Source organism: Herbaspirillum robiniae (assembly GCF_002213415.1).
Classification (GTDB): Bacteria; Pseudomonadota; Gammaproteobacteria; order Burkholderiales; family Burkholderiaceae_D; genus Herbaspirillum; species Herbaspirillum robiniae.
Window position 1 is genome coordinate 140,207 of sequence record NZ_NJGU01000010.1, and the last position, 17,873, is coordinate 158,079.

Below are 17,873 nucleotides of genomic sequence, written 5' to 3' on the forward strand. Positions count from 1 at the left end.
CGCATTCCCGCCGATCTGCCGCTGCTGCGCGTGGACGCGGTGCTGCTGGAGCGCGTCTTTTCAAACCTGGTGGAAAATGCCGTCAAGTATTCGCCGCCGGGCAGCGGCATCGTCATCGCCGCCCAGGTCGAGCAGAGCGAGGGTGCGCGCCAGGTGAAGGTCAGCGTCAGCGACGGCGGGCGCGGCTTCCCGCCGCAGATGGTGCAGCACGCTTTCGAGAAATTCACGCGCGGCGACGTCGAGTCGAGCACGCCCGGCGTGGGCCTGGGCCTGGCGATCTGCCGCGCCATCGTCGAGGCCCATCAGGGCAGGATCTGGATCGCCCGGCAGGAGCCGGGGCAGGGCGCTACCGTATGCTTCACCCTGCCGGTGGAAGCGCAGCCGGCATTGCCGGAAGAATGAGGACAGGAACATGCAGGAACACGCAGGCAATATCGTCTTCATCGAAGACGACCCGCACATCCGCAAGCTGGTAAAAGGCGCGCTGGAGCAGGAGGGCTTCATCGTCCACGAGGCGCGCAGCGCGCGCGAAGGCGTCACCGAGGCCGGCACGCGCAAGCCCGACCTGATCATCCTCGACCTCGGCCTGCCGGACATGGACGGCAAGCAGGTCATCGCCGAGATCCGCAGCTGGAGCGGCGTGCCCATCGTCATCCTGTCGGCCCGCACCCAGGAGTCCGAGAAGGTCGAGGCGCTGGACGCCGGCGCCGACGACTACCTGGTCAAGCCCTTCGGCATGCCCGAGCTGCTGGCCCGCATGCGCGCCCAGCTGCGCCGCCACGCCCGCGCCGCGGGTGAAGGAAAGGCCAGCGGCCGCTATCACCTGGGCGACGTCACGGTCGATCTGCCGGCGCGCAGCGTCACCCGCAACGGCGAGGCGCTGCACCTCACGCAGATCGAGTATCGCCTGCTGGCCACGCTGCTGCGCGACGCCGGCCGCGTCATCACGCACCGGCAGCTGCTGGTGGCGGGCTGGGGGCCCTCGCATGCCGAGGATCACCACTACCTGCGCATCTACATGCAGCGGCTGCGGCAAAAGCTGGAGAAGGATGCGGCGCAGCCGGTGCATATCCTGACCGAGATCGGCGTCGGGTACCGGCTGGCCGAGGTGGTGGGCGAATAGGCGGGACGCCCTCCACGCCGGGCGCGATGTCGCGGATCAGAAGCAGGAGTGCCGGGCGATGCGCGCCCCGACGGCATACACCTTGCCGCTTGCCGCATCGGCGTTGAAGGTCACGTAGCGCCGCTGGGGGCACATGAGCTCGGCCGAGGTCTTGTCGCATTCAAGCGTGTCTGAGCGCCGCACCCCGTCGGCCGTGGCCACCGATACGTTGCGCCGGACCTGCGCATCGCAGGCAAAGCCGTTCTCGACAGCCTTCGCGCGGGCGGCCTCCAGCGTCAACCCGACGGCATCGAGTTCGTCGACCTCCTTGCGGTGAGCGCCATCGGAGACGCGCGTGAGCGCACAGGCGCTCAGCAGGGAAAGCGAGATCAGCATCAACGTGAAGCGAAGCATGTAAGAGTCCTTGGCGTGCCGTGAGCCCGCCATGTTACAAGCTGTTTCCATCTTTATTCTTCCGGACACAAAGATCGGTCGGCGCCGCGCGCATAATTGGCCCAGCCGTCGGCAAGACGGCTGCAAACCGCCAAGTCCATATCTTCATGCAGCAAGCAAGTCGGGAGCCAGGAATCATGAGTCCTCAGGAAACACAAACGCTTCAGGATTTTCTCAACCAATTGACCCAGGTGCGCGGCATCGCCAAGGATGCCCAGGCCGAAACGATGATCGCCGCGGCCGTCGCCCAGCAGCCGGATGCGGCCTACCTGCTGGTGCAGCGGGCGCTGCTGGTGGAGCAGGCGCTCACGGCATCGAAGGCGCAGGTCGCCGCATTGCAGACCCAGTTGCAGGCCTCGCAGCAGGGCGGCGCCCAGGCGCCGGGTTTTCTCGACGGCAACGCCTGGGGCCACGCGCCGGCGGCGCGGCCCGCTCCCGCGCCCGCATTTGCGCCGGCTTATGCCGCTGCGCCCGCGCAACCTGCGCCGCAGTCGGTCCAACAATTGTCTCCGCAGCCGGCTCCGCAATACCAGGCCGCGCCGGCGCCGTCCCCCGGGTTCTTCGGCGGCGGCATGGGCAGCATGCTGGGCACGGTGGCGGCCACTGCCGCCGGCGTGGCGGGCGGCGCCTTCCTGTTCCAGGGCATCGAGCACCTGATGAATGGCAACGGCAGCTCGGGCATGGCGCATCAGAACGGATTGAGCGCGCCGGTTGAAAACGTGGAAAACACCACCGTCAACAACTACTACGGCAGCGATGCCGACAAGCAGGCCGACAAGCGGGCCGACCAGTCCGCCGACGACGGCGCCGGCCAGGCGGCGTCCGGCAATGAGCTCTCGGACCTCGCCAACTTCGACCTCGACGACAGCGGCGGATACGACGATTCCATCGTATGAGCGCATTACCGGCCGGAGAGCGTTAAAACGGAAAAGCCCGCGGATGCGGGCTTTCTGCTTTTTCCGGCAAGGGAATGTTCAGCCCCAGTTGATCAGCGGCAGCCCCAGCACCACCATGACGATGCATCCGGCGCTGAGCAGCATCTGGCGGCGCTTCAGGCCGAAGGACAGCACCCACGCTCCCAGCAGGAACAGCACGAAATTGACCAGGTATTGCTTGGCGGCCGCCGCGATCGGCAGCGCTTCGCCGGCTTCTTCCACGCCGCCCATGGCCGCCAGCAATTTCCATGAACACGCCAGCGCGGCCAGCACCGCGCAGTTGAAGTAGGTGTTGAGGTTGGGGAAGGGCGCGCCGCTATAGGGGCGCAGTTCGATGCCGGTGCATTTGCCGTCGCGGTAGAAAGCCTCGAGCGACTGGCGGTCGCCATGCCATGCGCAGGCGCTCTGGCCGTGGTCGAGTTCGCCCCGGCCGGCGGGGGCGCCCAGCTGGCGGATCAGGGCTTCAGGCGCGGTATCGATCCATTGGCCGAGCGAGGCGGCCTTGATCTTCATGTCCAGTTCACGCCCCTTGCGGCGCTTCATCACCTGGCGGAAGGCCAGCTGGATCAGGGCGATGGAATTGAACAGGTAGATCCACTGGAGAACGGTGCTGTAATCGGTTTGCATGGGGACGGACCGGGTTGGAAACGATGGCGCATCTTGCCGTCACTTACACGCTTTGTCCACCCGGCGAGGTCCCGCTAGCGGCGTGTGACGAACCTAAAGATCCCCCCAGACGTCGATCTGCCGGCGGATCTCGCCGGTGCGCGCATCGCAGATGAACATCACCTCGCGCAGGTCCTTGCGCACCACATAGCGGAAATATTCGCGGTCGGTGCGGGCGACGAAATCCTCGCTCTCGATCTTGCCGTCCAGCGACTGCAGCACCTGCTGGCGGCACCCGGCGCGGTGCTGCTGCGCCTGCAGCGACGGGCCGTAGTCGTCCGGCGAGCGATACGGGACCACGGCATTGGCCAGCGGCAGCGCACCGGCGCAGGCCACGAAGATGATCGCGACTGCCAGCGCGCAGCGGTATTCGCGGCGGTGGCCGGTGCGCAGGAACAGGTGGCGCACTGAGAAGGGATGGAGGCGTTGCAGGCGCTTGTGCATGATGGGCTCCGGTGGCGAGTCGTTGATCGTCATTGACGACCGGGGGCGGGAGCGGCGCGGTGCGTGATTCACCGTCGCCGGCCCCGGCATCGGCCGGGATGATGGAGAGGGCGGTAAGCGGCTGGGATCGCCCGGACCGCCTGCTTCAGAACGTCTTGTTCATCGACAGCACCACCTGGCTGCGCCCGATGTTCTTGCCGCGGATGGTGTAGCCGGCGTCGGCGGCATTGGTGTCGGTGTAGGCCAGGCCCAGCACGTAGCCGGAGAAGTCGCGCGTGAGGCCGAGCTTCCAGTCGGTATAGGACAGCGCCGAGGCGTTGGGGCCGGTGTAGCGCTGGCGGCCGATGTGGGCGACGCCGTTGATGCCGGCGAACAGTTCATGGTTCAGCGACATGTCGGCGTAGCTGCTGCCGCTGGTGCCGGCGTTGCCGAAGGTGTTGCCGGTGCTGTACGAGTACTTGAAGGCGATCCACTTCGCATCCAGTCCGGCGTAAAGCTCGGTGGTGTCCGGCTTGGTCATGCCGGTCGGGTAGCTGCCGGGATAGGCGTAGTGCAGCACGCCGAGGTCGGCGTTGAGCCAGTCGGCCAGCGCCGGTTTCCAGCCGGCGTAGACGTCCGCTTCGAGGCTGGCCGAGGCGGCCGGGTTGGTGTCGGAGATCCAGCTGATGTTGGACAGCCAGACGCCGGCGTACAGGCCGTTGTCGTGCGTGAGGTCGAAGCCGCCCTGCAGGGCTGGCTTCTCGTTGGTCTGGGTGGTGCCGCGGAAGATGTACTGGCTGACCACGCCGATGTTGCCGGCGAGGTGCAGCGGCGAGGCGTCGGCGGCCGGCGTGTCTTCGGCAGCCTGCGCCGGCGCCATCACGGCGATGGCCAGAAGCGCGCCGGCGCAGGCCAGCGTGGCCAGTCCGGCGAACTGCGCGTTGCGCAGGCGGCGACGGCCCAGGGGCGCGCGCTGCGGGACGGATGGGCCTTGTTCTTGTTGTGTCTTGCGGTTCATGCTGGATGCTCCACGGGTTGAGGAGCCGCCAGCTTAGTTTTGCGCGCGTTTAATCCGGGTAAAACTTTGGGGTGGGCGCGTTAACATGGCGTAAATGTCACGGCGTAGATGCCACGGCGCAAACAACGCGGTGCAACGAATGCGCTCCGGGGAATCCCGTACGCCCATTACACCGGCGGCGCCCATTTCGGCGGCCGTTTCTCCAGGAAGGCGCTGATGCCTTCCATCGCATCGTCTTCCATGATGTTGCGCGCCATGACGTCGGCCGCGTATTCGTAGGCGTCGGCCAGTCCCATCTGTTTTTGCCGGTAGACCATGGCCTTGCCATGGCGGATCGCGGCCGGGCTCTTGGCGACGATCTGCGCGGCCAGCGCGGCGACGGCGACGTCCAGTTCATCCTCCTCCACCGCCTGGTTGACCAGGCCCCAGTCCGATGCGGTCTGCGCGTCGATGAATTTGCCGGTCACCAGCATCTCGAAGGCGCGCTTGAGCGGCACGTTGCGCGTGAGCGCCACCGAGGGTGTGGCGCAGAACAGGCCGACGTTGATGCCCGACACCGCGAAACGCGCCGCATGCGACGCCACCGCCAGGTCGCAGCTGCCCACCAGCTGGCAGCCGGCGGCGGTGGCGATGCCGTGCACCCGCGCGATCACCGGCACCGGCAGCGCCTGCAGGGACTGCATCACGCGGCTGCAGCGGCGAAACAGGTCCTGGTAATAGCCGATCTGCGGCGTGGCGCGCATCTCGCGCAGGTCGTGGCCGGCGCAGAAGGCGCGTCCGGACGCGGCCAGCACGACGCAGCGCACGCTGTCGTCCTTGGCCAGCAGGTCGAGCTGCATCTGCAGCGCTTCCAGCATGGCTTCCGAGAGGGCATTGAATTGCTGCGGGCGGTTCAGCGTCAGCGTGGTGACGCCTTGCCTGTCGTCGCGCAGCAGGATGGCTTGGGATGTCTCGTCGCGCAGGGTCATCGCCGGTCTCCTTTTTTATCGGTATGGGGAGATGGTAACGCGATGCGCTCGCGGCGCGCTTGCAATCATTTCATCGGACGGCGCTTCACTTGACGCGGGTCCAACGGCTGCTGTTGTCGGCCAGCCACCGGGCGGCGACGGCGCGGTTGTCGTCGTCATCCGGGTGGAACGACGGGCGCAGGTAAGCCAGCAGCGCACGCGCGCTGCGGCGCAGCTGCCCGTTGCGGCCGAACCAGAAGCCCAGCGCGGCGCGCCAGGTGCGGACTCGCAGCAGGCTGCCGTCGCGCTTGAGATTGAGCAGGGTCTGCACATTGCTTTCCAGCGAGAAGATGCAGAACACATACAGGTACCAGGCAATGCGCCGCAACGCGCCGCCGCCCATGGCGCGGTAGAGCTCGAAGGCGACCGCCTTGTGTTCGGTCTCCTCGGCGGCGTGCCAGGTCCACAGGGTTTGCATCTTCTCTTCGGCGCCTTCCATCAGGCCGTGGCTCAGCAGCGTGTCGGCGAAGACGGCGGTGAGGTGTTCGTAGGCGGCGGTCACCGCCACCACGTTCAGCGGCGACAGGCCGAAGCTGTTGCACCAGTTCACGCGCCGCTGCGCCCAGCCCTGCCAGCGGTTGCGCAGGTTCTGGCGTTCCAGGTGGCGGTTGTAGAGGCCGTGCAGGTGGCGGTGCGTGGCCTCCTGGCCGATGAATTGCGCCACCATCGCCTGCAGCGGCGCATGCCGTTCGTGCGGCGGCAACGCGGCGGCGCCGGCCCGCACCGAGTCGATGAAGAACTGTTCGCCCACCGGGAAGCTCATCGACAGCGCATTGAAGTACATGCTGCGATAGGCGTCGCCGCCATGCCAGTGACGGCCGAAGCCCGAGGCGAGGTCGACGGCGAGCTTGCGTACCGGCAGGTCGATGATGGCGCTGTTCATGGGGCTGGGCATGGGCGGGGCTTGCTGCGTCGATTGAATGTGAGCATTATTCAGTTTTCATCGCCGTCCCTCAACTCGTTTCGGGCTCAGTTTTTCATCATGCCACTTTCCCGCAGGAAAAATCCGCCGCAGGCCGCGCAGGCCATGCGCAAGCAGCCGGTGCAGGATCGTGCGCAGCGCACCATCGAGACCATTTTCGACGCTACTGCTCAGATCGTCGACGAACAGGGCGAGGCCCAGCTCACCACCAACCGCATCGCCGAGCGCGCGGGCTTTTCGATCGGCACGCTGTATCAGTATTTTCCGACCAAGGAAGCGATCCTGCTGGCGCTGATCCATCGCGGGCGGCGGCGGGTGATGGACGAGATGCAGGCCGCGCTGGCCCGGCAGGTGGCCGCAGGCGTGCCGCCGCAGCAGATCGTGCGGGAGCGCATCCGCATGCTGATCGAGGCGTTCGGCTCGGGCGGGGTGTTCAAGCGCTCGATGATACGGCTGGCATGGCGCATGGATCACCATGAAAACATCATGCAGGCCATGCGCGAGGGCGCCGAGCACATCGCCGTGGCGCTCGCGCAGATGGAGGGACCGGGTTTGCGCCCGCCCAATGCGGCCACCTTGTTCGTGCTGACGCGGGCGGTGATGGGCGCCATTCGCAGCGCCTCGCTGGAGGAGTCGCCGCTGCTGGGAACGCGGCAGTTCGAGGATGAACTGGTGGGCCTGGCGTGGGGGATGCTGAAGGCCTGATCCCGGCCGCCGCCTGCCGGCGTGTCTGCCGTTGTGCATGGCGCCTGTGCGCAACAGGCGGGGCTTCAATTTATTGCACTTGATTTATTCTCCCGATCAACGTAACTTTTGATCAATCAAGTTACGTTGACAGCACTCGTGTCGCGTCGCGCAAACGCCAGGGCCCAAAGGGAGGGGACATGAAGAGACGATTGTTCTGTGCCTCGCTGTTGCTGATGTTCGCCCGGCTTGCCGGCGCCCAGCAGACCGTCATGCTGGAGCAGGACATCGCTTGCGACAGCGTCGAGGTCCAGCAGCTGCGTGTGCAGCTGACCCGGATCATCATGACCACGGACAACGAACAGTCCAAGGATGAGGCCACGCGAAAGATCGTCGAGCTGACCCGTCAGCGCTGTGTGCCGCTCACGGGCATTTTTACCGTCAAGGAAAAGACCAACGGCCTGCTCAAGGTCATCACCACGGACGGCACGCAACTGTGGCTCGTGGAATGAGCCTGCGCCCAGGCGACTTGTCCTCGCTGCAGACATATTGAGCGCGCCCGGTCCGTCACCGGATCGCGGCGCTCAGATCATGCCCAGCATTTCTTCCAGATCCTCTTCCTCGCTGGGCGGCGCCGACATGTCCAGCACTTCCTCGATGTGGTTCAGGTGCTCGATCATTGCCGCCACCGCGTCTTCGGCGCGGCCGGCGGCGATCGCGTTGATGATGTCGCCGTGTTCGTCGTGCGTGCAGGCGGGGACGGTGGGCGAGTCGTAGAGCACGATGATCAGGCAGGTCAGCGAGGCCAGTTCGCGCATCATCTTGCTCATCACCGGGTTTTCCACCATGTCGGCGATGCGGATGTGGAATTCGCCCGAGAGGCGGATGATGGCCCGGCGGTCGTTGTTCTCGCGGGCGCGGGCTTCCTGCGCCACGTGCTCGCGCAGCTGGGCGACGTGCTCGGGCCGGGTGTGTTCGCACAGGTGGCGCAGCAGCGCCGGCTCCAGCAGGCGCCGCGCGGCGAAGATGTTGCGCGCTTCTTCCGGCGTGGGGCTGGCGACGAAGGCGCCGCGGTTGGGGATGGTGGTGATCAGGCCTTCATGCGACAGCCGCGCCAGCACTTCGCGCACCCGCGTGCGGTTCACGCCGAAGATGCTGGCCAGCTTTTCTTCCACCAGCTTGGTGCCGGGCGTGAGCCGGTGCTCCATGATCGAACCCAGGATGCGCTCGTAGATCGCATCGCCCGCCATGGGCCTGGCGCTGATGGCTTGGCCGGGCAGGGGGCTGTTTTCCGGTTTGTCCTGCTTGCCGCTTTTCTTGCGCGTGGATGCTGCGGTGCTGGTGCTGGTGCTGGTGTTGGTGCTCATGTCGTCTCGGCAGATTCTTGTGCGCCGGTGTCTGGCGGATGTTGGATGGATGAGGCCTGGATGATGTGCCGCCATGATAGCTGAAAATTGTGGAAATTTTTTGTCACAATAAATTAAAAATATCCGTACAGAAAAAATCTTTTTTGGCGCACAAGGCTGGGGCGTCTTTTGCTGCTTCTGCCCGGTTTCGATGCAAAAGCGTAGCAGGCTCCCGCTTTTCCTTCACCCGTCTCCCGCATCGTGAATGCCTGTCTATCCCTTGTTGGTGGCGATATTCAAGGCGTCTTCATGGTTTTTCGACAATCGGTTTTCTCCCTGGCACAGCTATTGCATTGATCGTGGCAATGCAAAATTAAATTGTCACAATTTATATTTGGTTTGTTCATCTCAGGGAGAGAAACGATGCAAAAGCAAGTTCGCAAGTCCCCGTTCGGTCTGTCCATCAAGGGTGCGGCGCTGGCCGCCATGCTGGCCTGCGGCGTGATGGCCGCCGGTTCCGCCGCGGCGCAGTCCAAGCCGAAGATCAAGCTGGCCTACGCCAAGTGCGCGCATTGCATGTCGATGTCCATGGTGCCGGCGCTGGCGCAGAACGTGGACATCGAAGGCATCAACTTCACCGCCGGCAGCGACGCGCTGACCGCGCTGGTCTCCAAGAGCGTGGACATCGCGCAGGTGACTTACCTGGCCTACGTCAGCGGCCTGGACAAGGGCTTCGACCTGGTGGCGGTGTCGGGCCAGGTCAACGGCGGCTCAGAGATGCTGGTCGGCAAGGATACCAAGCTGGCGTCCGACGACTGGGCCGGGCTGAAGAAGCTGGTCGCCGAGTACAAGGCACAGGGCAAGCCCTTCCGCATCGCGGCCTCGCGCGGCAACGCGCAGGACCTGCACATGCGCGGCGAGCTGGCCGGCCACGGCATCGATCCGTCCAAGGACGTGCAGTTCGTGAACATCCCCAACCCGTCCGATCACGCCGCCGCCTTGTCGCGCGGCGAGGTCGAGCTGATCTGCTCGGTCGAGCCGTTCGCCTCGCAGATCCGCATGACCGGCGTGGGCAAGCACTTCGCCTATCCATATGACCAGGCCGCCGGTCGCCTGACCAACCTGATCGTGACCCGTTCGGACGTGATCAAGGAACACCCGGCCGAGGTGAAGGAGACGGTGGCCGCCGTGGTCAAGCTGGTGGACGGCCTGCAGAAGGACAAGCAGGGCTGGATCAACAGCATCGTCAAGGGCACCGGCCTGGATCCCAAGATCGCCACCGAGGCGCTCAACAACGCCTACCCCGACTACCGCATGTACCGCACCCAGACCAAGGCGATCGCCGGGATGATGAAGGACCTGAAGTACGTCTCCAGCGATGTCTCCGCGCAGGCGGAGAAGAACATGGACTACAGCTTCCTGATGAGCGTGACGGGCAAGCCGAAGTCCGAGCTGGGCTATTGATCCGACGACCCGGGAAGAGAAGGAGTCACCATGAGTGGAATGAAGTTTTCCCTGTCGCATTCGCTGTCGGAGGCGAAATGGCGCTTCGCGGTGCCGGTGCTGCTGGTGCTGTTCTGGGAGGCGTTCTCGCGGTCGGGCGTGATCCCGGCCTCGCTGCTGCCGGCGCCGTCGCGCGTGTTTTCCACCTGGATGGACTGGATCTTCGGCATCAACGAAGCGGCCCAGGACAGTAGCGGCAAGTGGATCTACGACGCCTTCGCCAGCTGCATGCGGGTGACTGCGGGCTACCTGATCGCGGCGGTGTCGGGCATCGCGCTGGGCGTGGCCATCGGCTGGTGGCGCTGGGTCGAGCGCGCCATCGAGCCGACCGTGCAGATGCTGCGTCCGGTGCCGCCGGTGTCGTGGATCCCGCTGGCGATCATCTGGTTCGGCATCGCCAACAAGCCGGCGATCTTCCTGGTGTTCCTCGGCGCCTTCTTCCCCATCCTGATGAACACCGTGCACGGCGTGAAGACCTCCGACCGCAACCTGCTGCGCGCGGCTGCCATGGCCGGGGCGAAGCAGGGGCAGTTGCTGCGCTTCGTGATCCTGCCGGCGGCCATGCCCAGCATCTTCGCCGGCCTGCGCATCGGCATCGGCAGCGCCTGGATGCTGACGGTGACCGCAGAGATGGTGGCCGTCAAGAGCGGCCTGGGCTACGCGCTGTGGGATTCGTATTACTTCCTGCGCTACGACCTGGTGATCGCGGCCATGATCAGCATCGGCCTGCTTGGCTTCCTGGCCGACTGGATCCTGAAGCAGATCATGAATTCGGTGCTGCGCTGGCAGCAGGTGTCGACTGTCCAAGGTAAAGCGTAAGAGAGGAACATCATGGCATTCATCGAACTGAACGACATCGTCAAGGTGTTCAAGGACCGCAAGCGCGGCACGGATATGCTGGCCATCGACAACGTCAGCCTCAAGCTGGAGAAAAAGGAGTTCCTCTGCCTGCTCGGCCCCTCGGGCTGCGGCAAGTCGACGCTGCTGAACATGATCGCCGGCTTCGAGTTTCCGACCAGCGGCGAGGTCAAGGTGGCCGGCAAGCACATCGCCGGCCCCGGCGCCGACCGCGGCATGGTGTTCCAGCAGGCCAACCTGATGCCCTGGCTGCCGGTGTGGGACAACGTCGCCTTCTCGCTGAAGCTGCAGGGCAAGAGCGCGGCCGAACGGCGCGCGGCGGCCCAGCCTTTCATCGAGACCGTCAAGCTCAAGGGTTTCGAGAACCACTATCCCAGCGAGCTTTCCGGCGGCATGGCGCAGCGCGTGGGCATCGCCCGCGCGCTGTTGCAGAACCCGTCGGTGATCCTGATGGACGAACCCTTCGCCGCGCTGGACGCGCAGACCAAGATGGAAATGCAGGAAGAGCTGGTCGCGCTGTGGCAGCGCTATGAAGGTACTATCGTCTTCGTGACCCACAGCGTGGACGAGGCGCTGGTGCTGGCCACCAAGGTGGCCGTGATGACGCACCGGCCGGGGCGCATGCGCGAGCTGATCGACATCGACCTGCCGCGTCCGCGCGACACCACCACTACCGAATTCAACCAATACAAGCGCCATGTGCTGAGCCTGATCCGCGAGGAATCGGCGCTGGCGCATGCCGATGCCGCCATGCTGGCGGCCTGAAAGGAAACCAGATGACCCAACGCACCTTGCTCGGCATGCTGACGCCGTCCTCCAACACCACGCTGGAGCCGGTCACCACCGCCATGATCGGCGAGATCCCCGAGGCCAGCGCCCACTTCGGGCGCTTTCGCGTGACCGAGATCGCGCTGTCCAGCCAGGCGCTGGCGCAGTTCGACGACAGCGAGATCCTGCGCGCGGCCGAACTGCTGTCGCACGCCAAGGTCGGCAGCATCGGCTGGAACGGCACCTCGTCCGGCTGGCTCGGTTTCGAGGCCGACGAGCGGCTGTGCAAGCGCATTACCGACGCTACCGGCATTCCGGCCTGCACCTCGGTGCTGGCGCTCAACGAGATTTTCGACATCACCGGCGTCAAGCGCTTCGGTCTGGTGACGCCCTATCTGGATGAGGTGCAGGCCGCCATCATCAAGAACTACGGCAGCGCCGGCTACGAATGCGTCTCCGAACGTCATCTGCGCAAGCAGGATAATTTCTCCTTCTCCGAAGTCGGCGCCGATGAGTTGCGCGCGATGGTGCGTGAAGTGGCAAAGGATAAGCCGCAAGCCATCACCATCTTCTGCACCAACCTGCGCGGCGCGCCGCTGGTGGAGGAGCTGGAGAAGGAAGTCGGCATCCCGATCTACGACACCATCTCCACCGTGGTGTGGAAGTCGCTCAAGCAGGCCGGCGCCGATCCTTCGCGGATCCGCAACTGGGGCAGCCTGTTCCGCGACGTCGATTAAGCGCACCCGGTCCTCTCTTATCGCCACACAGCATGCCGTCGCACCGACGGCAGCGGGGCCGCTTTGCCCCGCGTTCTGGAGAAACCACCATGGAACAATTTGACGTAGTGATCCGCAACGGCACGGTTGCCACCGCCTCCGACATCATGCAGTGCGACGTCGGCATCAGGGACGGCAAGGTCGCCATGCTGGGGCGCGGCCTGCCGGCCGGCAAAGAGGAGATCGACGCCGCCGGCAAGCTGGTGCTGCCGGGCGGCGTGGATGCGCATTGCCACCTGGACCAGCCGATGGAAGAGGGGCTGAAGATGGCCGACGACTTCAGGAGCGGCACCATCTCGGCCGCCTGCGGCGGCACCACGACCGTGATCCCGTTCGCGGCGCAGGCCAAGGGCCAGTCGCTGCGCGCCGCGGTCGAGGACTACCACCGGCGCGCCGAGGGAAAGGCGGTGATCGACTACGCCTTCCACATGATCGTCAGCGATCCCAGCGAAAAGGTGCTGAAAGAAGAACTGCCGCAGCTGGTGCGCGAGGGCTATACCTCGTTCAAGATCTACATGACCTACGACGACCTGAAGCTCAACGACCGCCAGATCCTCGACCTGCTGGCGCTGGCGCGGCGCGAAGGCGCGATGGTCATGGTGCACGCCGAGAACGCCGACTGCATCGGCTGGCTGACCGAGCAGCTGGAAGAGGCCGGGCTGACCGCGCCCAAGTACCACGCGACCTCGCGCCCGATGCTGGTCGAGCGCGAGGCCACGCATCGCGCCATCGCGTTGTCCGAACTGGTGGACGTGCCCATCCTGATCGTGCACGTCTCCGGCAAGGAAGCCATCGAGCAGATCCGCTGGGCGCACGGGCACGGCCTGCGCATCTATGCCGAGACCTGCCCGCAATACCTGGTGCTGAGCGAGGACAATCTCGACGACGGCTATCACGGCGCCAAGTGCGTGTGCAGCCCGCCGCCGCGCGACCGCGCCAACCAGCAATACGTGTGGGACGGCCTGGCCAGCGGCCTGTTCACGGTGTTCTCGTCGGACCACGCGCCGTTCCGTTATGAGGATCCACAGGGCAAGAAACCGGGCGGCAAGGAAGTGCCGTTCCGCTACATCCCCAACGGCACGCCGGGGCTGGAGACGCGCATGCCCATCCTGTTCTCGGAAGGCGTGGGCAAAGGTCGCATCGATCTCAACCGCTTCGTCGCGCTGACCGCCACCGATCCGGCCAAGATGTACGGCCTGTATCCGCGCAAGGGCACCATTGCCATCGGCAGCGACGCCGACATCGCCATCTGGGACCCGCACAAGGAAGTCGTGGTGCGCAACGAGATGCTGCATCACGACGTCGACTACACGCCTTATGAAGGCATGCATCTCACCGGTTGGCCGATGACCACGCTCTCGCGCGGCGAGGTGGTGTGGCGCGACGGCAAGTTCGACGCCGCGATCGGGCGCGGGCAGTTCCTGCCCTGCGGCCTGCCCGATCCGGCGCGCCCCAGGAAAGTGATTCCTGCCTGACGGGAAATAAATAATCCCGGCATTCCCTTCCCAACCCTTTAGCGCGTCATGGCGCGCGCCGTAAACGAGGTCGGGGAGGGATGCATGCCGCGCGCAGGTCGTGACCGGCGCGGTCGTCGCATATTGCTTGATTGCAATGCGCGACGGTTTGCCATCGGCTCCCCGGACCATTCAAACAACACTCCGACGCCGACGATGAACAATCTCTCGCTCAAGAAAAAACTCTGGCTGCCCCTGATTTTCTCCTGGATGGCCTTGCTGTTCCTCTCCGTCTGGCACGCCTACCAGACCCGCGACCTGCAGATTTCCGAACGCCAGCGCGCGCTGGAAGACGTCACCGAGATGGCCTACAGCCTGATCTCGGGCTACGCCAAGCTGGAGGGCGAAGGCAAGATGTCGCGCGAGGACGCGCAGAAGGGCGCCATCGCCCGCGTCCGGGACCAGCGCTACACCGGCGACGGCTACGTGACGCTGGTGGGCGGCGACTCGGTGATCGTGATGCATCCGATCAACACCAAGCTCGACGGCAAGAACATGATCGATTTCAAGGACGCCAAGGGCAACGAGCTCTACAAGATGATCGCCGCCACCGGCTCGTCGGCGTCCGGTAAGGGCTTCCTCGAATACTGGTGGCCGCGGCCCGGCGCCGACAAGCCCAGCCCCAAGATGGGCTTCGTCAAGCGCTTCAAGCCCTGGAACTGGGACCTGATCTGCAGCGTGTATTCGGATGACATCGAGGCCGACTTCCGCCGCGCGCTGGTCCAGGCCGTGGTGGTGCTGGTGGGGCTGGGCGTGCTGCTGTCGCTGATCGCCGGCATGGTCTCGCGCAATATCTTCCGCTCCATCGGCGGCGAGCCGACCGAGGCCGCCGACATGGCGCGCAAGATCGCCGCCGGCGACCTGACCGGCAGCATCCGCACCGTCGGCGGCGACAGCCACAGCCTGGTGGCGGCGGTGGCCTATACCCGCGACCGCCTGGTCGATACCGTGCACGGCATCCAGAACGCCACCGAGTCGATCAAGACCTCGGTCGACGAGATCGCCACCGGCAACATGGACCTCTCCAACCGCACCGAACAGCAGGCCGGTTCGCTGGAGGAGACCGCCTCGGCGATGGAGGAGCTGACCTCCACCGTCAAGCAGAACGCCGCCAACGCCCAGCACGCCAACCAGCTGGCGGCGACCGCGTCAAAGGTCGCCATCGAAGGCGGCGAGGTGGTGGGGCAGGTGGTGCAGACCATGGCCTCGATCAACGAATCCTCGCGCAAGATCGTCGACATCATCAGCGTGATCGACGGCATCGCCTTCCAGACCAACATCCTGGCGCTGAACGCGGCGGTGGAAGCCGCCCGTGCCGGCGAGCAGGGCCGCGGCTTCGCGGTGGTGGCCTCGGAGGTGCGCTCGCTGGCCCAGCGTTCGGCCGCGGCGGCCAAGGAGATCAAGGGCCTGATCGACGACTCGGTCGGCAAGGTCGACGCCGGCACGCACCTGGTGCAGCAGGCCGGCCAGACCATGCAGGAGGTGGTGGCCAGCATCCAGGGCGTGTCCACCGTCGTGCACGAGATCGCCACCGCCAGCCACGAGCAGAGCTCGGGCATCGAGCAGGTCGGCCACGCCATCACGCAGATGGACGAGACCACCCAGCAGAACGCCGCGCTGGTGGAGCAGGCCGCCGCCGCCGCGCAGTCGCTGCAGGAGCAGGCCGACAAGCTGGTGCGGCTGGTCGGCGTGTTCACGCTGGACCGCACGCGCGCCGCGCCAGGCAGCGCGCAGCTGCTGAACTGAGTGCGCCCGGGCGGGGCTTGTGCATCACGGCAAGCCCCTGCGGCGCATCCGCTGGATGCACCGGGAAGCTGCACATGCTGCGCCAAAATGGTTTGAAAAAATAATAAATCTGAAAAAACCAATTTTGCAGCATTAAGTGCCGGATATGGCGTTGCTCGACGTCAAATTCGGCAGCACTATCCGTCCCCCATTCTCTACCATTGAGGCCTGTTTGGATGCGCCGCAACATGCGCGGAAACGGCCCTCGACGCGTGTTGCACGATCGCCTTTTCGCCCACGCGACGCTCCGTTTTCACCCCATGGAGCAAGAGATGTCGACCCAATCCGCGGCCAGCCGCGCCCACCCCAATCCCGCCGCCAAGCAAAAGCCCCTGAGCGGGCTGTTCCTGGTCTGCGTGGTGGTGGCGATCTGCATCTGGGGCGGCAACTGGCCGGTGATGAAGATCGGCAGCCAGTTCATCTCGCCGCTGTGGTTCGCGGCCAGCCGTTTCTTCTCGGCGGCGGTGCTGAGTTTCCTGATCGCCTTCGCCATCGGCAAGCTGCGCCTGCCGACCCGCCGCGAATGGCCGGTCGTGATCGGCGTGGGCGTGCTGCAGATGGGTTTGTTTACGGCGCTGGTGACCGGCGCGCTGCATTTCGTCATGCCCGGCCGTGCGTCGCTGATCGCCTACGCCACTTCAATCTGGGTGGTGCCGGGCGCGGCGCTGTTCCTGAAGCAGAAGCTGAGCGGCCAGCAGTCGCTGGCCACCGTGTGCAGCTATGCGGGCATGGCGGTGATCGTGCTGCCGGCGCTGTTGCATGCCGACCTGCACAGCATGATCGGCTACCTGATGCTGGGCGCGGCCTCGCTGTCGTGGGCCATGAACATCCTGCAGATCAAATTGACCCCGGGCGTGAAGCTGGATTTCGATCTGCTGCCCTGGCAGACGCTGGTGGCCGGCTTGCCGCTGTGCGTGCTGGCCTTCGTCTTCGAAGGCGCGCCGGCGTTCCTGCTGGACCATCACTCCTGGTACGTGATCGCCTATACCGGCCCGCTGGCAACCGCCTTGACCTTCCTGATCGTGCTGCAGATGACCCAGCGCCTGTCGCCGGTGACGGTGTCGGTGTGCATGCTGGGCGTGCCGGTGGTGGGCCTGACGCTGTCGTCGCTGGTGTTCGGCGAGACGCTCTCGCCCGACCTGATGCTGGGCATGGGCCTGCTGTGCATGGGCCTGGTGCTGCCGGCACTGCCTTCGTTCGGCTGGCGCCGCGTGGCGCTCAAGGGCTGAGGGGCCGGGCGCGGCCACGCTGGAAATCGACGCGGTGCCGATGGACGGCTTCAACGCCTAGATGCTCGACGAGGAGCCTGGCCAGGGCCGGCCGAACCGGCTCAGACCTCGACCACCAGATCGGGATCGTATTGGAGGTTTTCGGTCCCGCCGTCGCGCCGCACGTAGCCGCAGGGATTGCAGACCACGCGGCACTTGCCGATCTTGTAGTCGAAGGAGTCGTGCGTGTGACCGTGCACCCACAGGTCGGCGCGTTCGGCCAGCGCATCCAGGTTGGAGGAGAATGCCGCCGACACCAGGTCGTCCGCATAGCGCGGCGCCACCGAGCGCAGCGAGGGCGACATGTGGGTGACCACCACCGTCGGGCCGTCGAAGGGCGTCTCCAGCCTTTCGCTCAGCCAGGCCAGGTCGGCGCGGTGCAGCGCGACCGTGTCGGCCGGCGTCATCATGCGCGCCTCGCCGTCGCGTTCCACCTCGATGCGGCGATAGTCCAGCATCACCGGTTCGGCTGCGCTCATCGCGCTGTCCTTGCGGTCTTTTCCGAACAGTTCATAGTCCGTCCACAGCGTGGCGCCCAGGAAGCGCACGCCGCCGATCACCGTCTCGCCGCGGTCGAGGAAGCGCACGTTGGACGAGGCCTCGCCCTGCCGCGCCAGCGTGCGCAGCGCGCCTTCCCAGCTTTGTCCGTAGCCTTCATGGTTGCCGCTGACGTAGATCACCGGCAGGCCGGCGAAGGTGCGCTCGGCCCAGGCCAGGGCGCGTTCGGTCTTGTCGATGTCGCCGGCCAGGATGACGGCGTCGGGGCGGGAGCGGTCGAGATTGATGGCCGGCGCGTTCTCGCGCCAGACTTCGAGGTGCAGGTCGGAAAGGATCAGCAGGCGCAT

General features: G+C 65.6%; 19 protein-coding genes and 1 pseudogene. 12 read left to right on the top strand and 8 right to left on the bottom strand.

Annotated elements, in window-relative coordinates; all coding sequences use genetic code 11:
• Positions 1-45: 45 nt before the first annotated feature.
• Both CEJ42_RS25445 and CEJ42_RS18575 read left to right on the top strand, forming a co-directional pair.
• A pseudogene (locus CEJ42_RS25445) lies at positions 46-402 on the top strand (sensor histidine kinase); the annotation flags it as partial.
• 10 nt (positions 403-412) lie between these two features.
• Positions 413-1,123: a response regulator gene (locus CEJ42_RS18575; protein WP_079218363.1), complete on the top strand. Its 711-nt coding sequence runs from the start codon at positions 413-415 to the stop codon at positions 1,121-1,123.
• A 36-nt stretch (positions 1,124-1,159) separates the two neighbouring features.
• Here the strand turns inward: CEJ42_RS18575 and CEJ42_RS18580 are convergent, their stop codons facing one another.
• Positions 1,160-1,516 (bottom strand): hypothetical protein, encoded by a 357-nt coding sequence (locus CEJ42_RS18580; RefSeq protein ID WP_088752185.1) that lies wholly within the window; start codon positions 1,514-1,516, stop codon positions 1,160-1,162.
• A gap of 176 nt (positions 1,517-1,692) precedes the next feature.
• On the opposite strand from CEJ42_RS18580, the gene CEJ42_RS18585 reads away from it, so the two are divergent.
• A complete protein-coding gene (locus CEJ42_RS18585) occupies positions 1,693-2,451 on the top strand; it encodes a DUF2076 domain-containing protein (RefSeq protein ID WP_088752089.1) in 759 nt (252 codons plus the stop codon).
• A gap of 78 nt (positions 2,452-2,529) precedes the next feature.
• Here CEJ42_RS18585 and CEJ42_RS18590 read toward each other — a convergent pair whose 3' ends face one another.
• The 5 genes from CEJ42_RS18590 to CEJ42_RS18610 form a co-directional block, all read right to left on the bottom strand.
• Positions 2,530-3,117, bottom strand: coding sequence for a hypothetical protein (locus CEJ42_RS18590; RefSeq protein WP_088752090.1), 588 nt, complete (start codon positions 3,115-3,117; stop codon positions 2,530-2,532).
• A gap of 93 nt (positions 3,118-3,210) precedes the next feature.
• Positions 3,211-3,600 (bottom strand): hypothetical protein, encoded by a 390-nt coding sequence (locus CEJ42_RS18595; protein WP_079219334.1) that lies wholly within the window; start codon positions 3,598-3,600, stop codon positions 3,211-3,213.
• A 145-nt stretch (positions 3,601-3,745) separates the two neighbouring features.
• Positions 3,746-4,597 carry a TorF family putative porin gene (locus tag CEJ42_RS18600; RefSeq protein WP_088752091.1) on the bottom strand — a complete coding sequence of 284 codons (852 nt, stop codon included), beginning with the start codon at positions 4,595-4,597 and terminating at the stop codon, positions 3,746-3,748.
• Between the two features lie 167 nt (positions 4,598-4,764).
• Positions 4,765-5,565, bottom strand: a complete 801-nt coding sequence (locus tag CEJ42_RS18605) for an enoyl-CoA hydratase (protein ID WP_088752092.1) — start codon at positions 5,563-5,565, stop codon at positions 4,765-4,767.
• A gap of 85 nt (positions 5,566-5,650) precedes the next feature.
• Entirely contained in the window at positions 5,651-6,499 is an 849-nt protein-coding gene (locus CEJ42_RS18610; RefSeq protein ID WP_243397900.1) for a metal-dependent hydrolase, read from the bottom strand.
• 87 nt (positions 6,500-6,586) lie between these two features.
• Between CEJ42_RS18610 and CEJ42_RS18615 the strand changes: the two genes are divergently transcribed.
• Positions 6,587-7,231 carry a TetR/AcrR family transcriptional regulator gene (locus tag CEJ42_RS18615; RefSeq protein WP_243397901.1) on the top strand — a complete coding sequence of 215 codons (645 nt, stop codon included), beginning with the start codon at positions 6,587-6,589 and terminating at the stop codon, positions 7,229-7,231.
• Between the two features lie 179 nt (positions 7,232-7,410).
• Positions 7,411-7,722, top strand: a complete 312-nt coding sequence (locus tag CEJ42_RS18620; protein WP_129587779.1) for a hypothetical protein — start codon at positions 7,411-7,413, stop codon at positions 7,720-7,722.
• 72 nt (positions 7,723-7,794) lie between these two features.
• Here the strand turns inward: CEJ42_RS18620 and CEJ42_RS18625 are convergent, their stop codons facing one another.
• Positions 7,795-8,577, bottom strand: a complete 783-nt coding sequence (locus CEJ42_RS18625; protein WP_088752095.1) for a GntR family transcriptional regulator — start codon at positions 8,575-8,577, stop codon at positions 7,795-7,797.
• A gap of 402 nt (positions 8,578-8,979) precedes the next feature.
• On the opposite strand from CEJ42_RS18625, the gene CEJ42_RS18630 reads away from it, so the two are divergent.
• From CEJ42_RS18630 to CEJ42_RS18660, 7 genes are all read left to right on the top strand, one after another.
• On the top strand, positions 8,980-10,020 hold the full coding sequence (locus CEJ42_RS18630) for an ABC transporter substrate-binding protein (RefSeq protein WP_088752096.1): 1,041 nt from the start codon (positions 8,980-8,982) through the stop codon (positions 10,018-10,020).
• Positions 10,021-10,050: 30 nt separating this feature from the next.
• The gene (locus CEJ42_RS18635) at positions 10,051-10,878 is read left to right on the top strand and encodes an ABC transporter permease (RefSeq protein ID WP_079218376.1); all 828 of its coding nucleotides are present in this window, start codon (positions 10,051-10,053) and stop codon (positions 10,876-10,878) included.
• Between the two features lie 12 nt (positions 10,879-10,890).
• Entirely contained in the window at positions 10,891-11,682 is a 792-nt protein-coding gene (locus tag CEJ42_RS18640; protein WP_079218378.1) for an ABC transporter ATP-binding protein, read from the top strand.
• Between the two features lie 11 nt (positions 11,683-11,693).
• The gene (locus tag CEJ42_RS18645; protein ID WP_088752097.1) at positions 11,694-12,422 is read left to right on the top strand and encodes a maleate cis-trans isomerase family protein; all 729 of its coding nucleotides are present in this window, start codon (positions 11,694-11,696) and stop codon (positions 12,420-12,422) included.
• 89 nt (positions 12,423-12,511) lie between these two features.
• The gene (gene hydA / locus CEJ42_RS18650; RefSeq protein WP_088752098.1) at positions 12,512-13,936 is read left to right on the top strand and encodes a dihydropyrimidinase; all 1,425 of its coding nucleotides are present in this window, start codon (positions 12,512-12,514) and stop codon (positions 13,934-13,936) included.
• Positions 13,937-14,131: 195 nt separating this feature from the next.
• Positions 14,132-15,721 carry a methyl-accepting chemotaxis protein gene (locus CEJ42_RS18655; protein ID WP_088752099.1) on the top strand — a complete coding sequence of 530 codons (1,590 nt, stop codon included), beginning with the start codon at positions 14,132-14,134 and terminating at the stop codon, positions 15,719-15,721.
• Between the two features lie 311 nt (positions 15,722-16,032).
• Entirely contained in the window at positions 16,033-16,989 is a 957-nt protein-coding gene (locus tag CEJ42_RS18660) for a DMT family transporter (protein WP_207760456.1), read from the top strand.
• A 101-nt stretch (positions 16,990-17,090) separates the two neighbouring features.
• Here CEJ42_RS18660 and CEJ42_RS18665 read toward each other — a convergent pair whose 3' ends face one another.
• The gene (locus CEJ42_RS18665; protein ID WP_088752101.1) at positions 17,091-17,873 is read right to left on the bottom strand and encodes a metallophosphoesterase family protein; all 783 of its coding nucleotides are present in this window, start codon (positions 17,871-17,873) and stop codon (positions 17,091-17,093) included.

Bases quoted from the DNA above. Each gene is read 5' to 3' on its own strand.
- CEJ42_RS18625 (WP_088752095.1), bottom strand. From the start codon at position 8,577: ATGAGCACCAACACCAGCACCAGCACCAGCACCGCAGCATCCACGCGC.
- CEJ42_RS18585 (WP_088752089.1), top strand. From the start codon at position 1,693: ATGAGTCCTCAGGAAACACAAACGCTTCAGGATTTTCTCAACCAATTG.
- CEJ42_RS18660 (WP_207760456.1), top strand. From the start codon at position 16,033: ATGTCGACCCAATCCGCGGCCAGCCGCGCCCACCCCAATCCCGCCGCC.
- CEJ42_RS18605 (WP_088752092.1), bottom strand. From the start codon at position 5,565: ATGACCCTGCGCGACGAGACATCCCAAGCCATCCTGCTGCGCGACGAC.
- CEJ42_RS18575 (WP_079218363.1), top strand. From the start codon at position 413: ATGCAGGAACACGCAGGCAATATCGTCTTCATCGAAGACGACCCGCAC.
- CEJ42_RS18635 (WP_079218376.1), top strand. From the start codon at position 10,051: ATGAGTGGAATGAAGTTTTCCCTGTCGCATTCGCTGTCGGAGGCGAAA.
- CEJ42_RS18595 (WP_079219334.1), bottom strand. From the start codon at position 3,600: ATGCACAAGCGCCTGCAACGCCTCCATCCCTTCTCAGTGCGCCACCTG.
- CEJ42_RS18655 (WP_088752099.1), top strand. From the start codon at position 14,132: ATGAACAATCTCTCGCTCAAGAAAAAACTCTGGCTGCCCCTGATTTTC.
- CEJ42_RS18630 (WP_088752096.1), top strand. From the start codon at position 8,980: ATGCAAAAGCAAGTTCGCAAGTCCCCGTTCGGTCTGTCCATCAAGGGT.
- CEJ42_RS18615 (WP_243397901.1), top strand. From the start codon at position 6,587: ATGCCACTTTCCCGCAGGAAAAATCCGCCGCAGGCCGCGCAGGCCATG.
- CEJ42_RS18620 (WP_129587779.1), top strand. From the start codon at position 7,411: ATGAAGAGACGATTGTTCTGTGCCTCGCTGTTGCTGATGTTCGCCCGG.
- CEJ42_RS18665 (WP_088752101.1), bottom strand. From the start codon at position 17,873: ATGCGCCTGCTGATCCTTTCCGACCTGCACCTCGAAGTCTGGCGCGAG.
- CEJ42_RS18590 (WP_088752090.1), bottom strand. From the start codon at position 3,117: ATGCAAACCGATTACAGCACCGTTCTCCAGTGGATCTACCTGTTCAAT.
- CEJ42_RS18580 (WP_088752185.1), bottom strand. From the start codon at position 1,516: ATGCTTCGCTTCACGTTGATGCTGATCTCGCTTTCCCTGCTGAGCGCC.
- CEJ42_RS18640 (WP_079218378.1), top strand. From the start codon at position 10,891: ATGGCATTCATCGAACTGAACGACATCGTCAAGGTGTTCAAGGACCGC.
- CEJ42_RS18600 (WP_088752091.1), bottom strand. From the start codon at position 4,597: ATGAACCGCAAGACACAACAAGAACAAGGCCCATCCGTCCCGCAGCGC.
- hydA (WP_088752098.1), top strand. From the start codon at position 12,512: ATGGAACAATTTGACGTAGTGATCCGCAACGGCACGGTTGCCACCGCC.
- CEJ42_RS18645 (WP_088752097.1), top strand. From the start codon at position 11,694: ATGACCCAACGCACCTTGCTCGGCATGCTGACGCCGTCCTCCAACACC.
- CEJ42_RS18610 (WP_243397900.1), bottom strand. From the start codon at position 6,499: ATGCCCAGCCCCATGAACAGCGCCATCATCGACCTGCCGGTACGCAAG.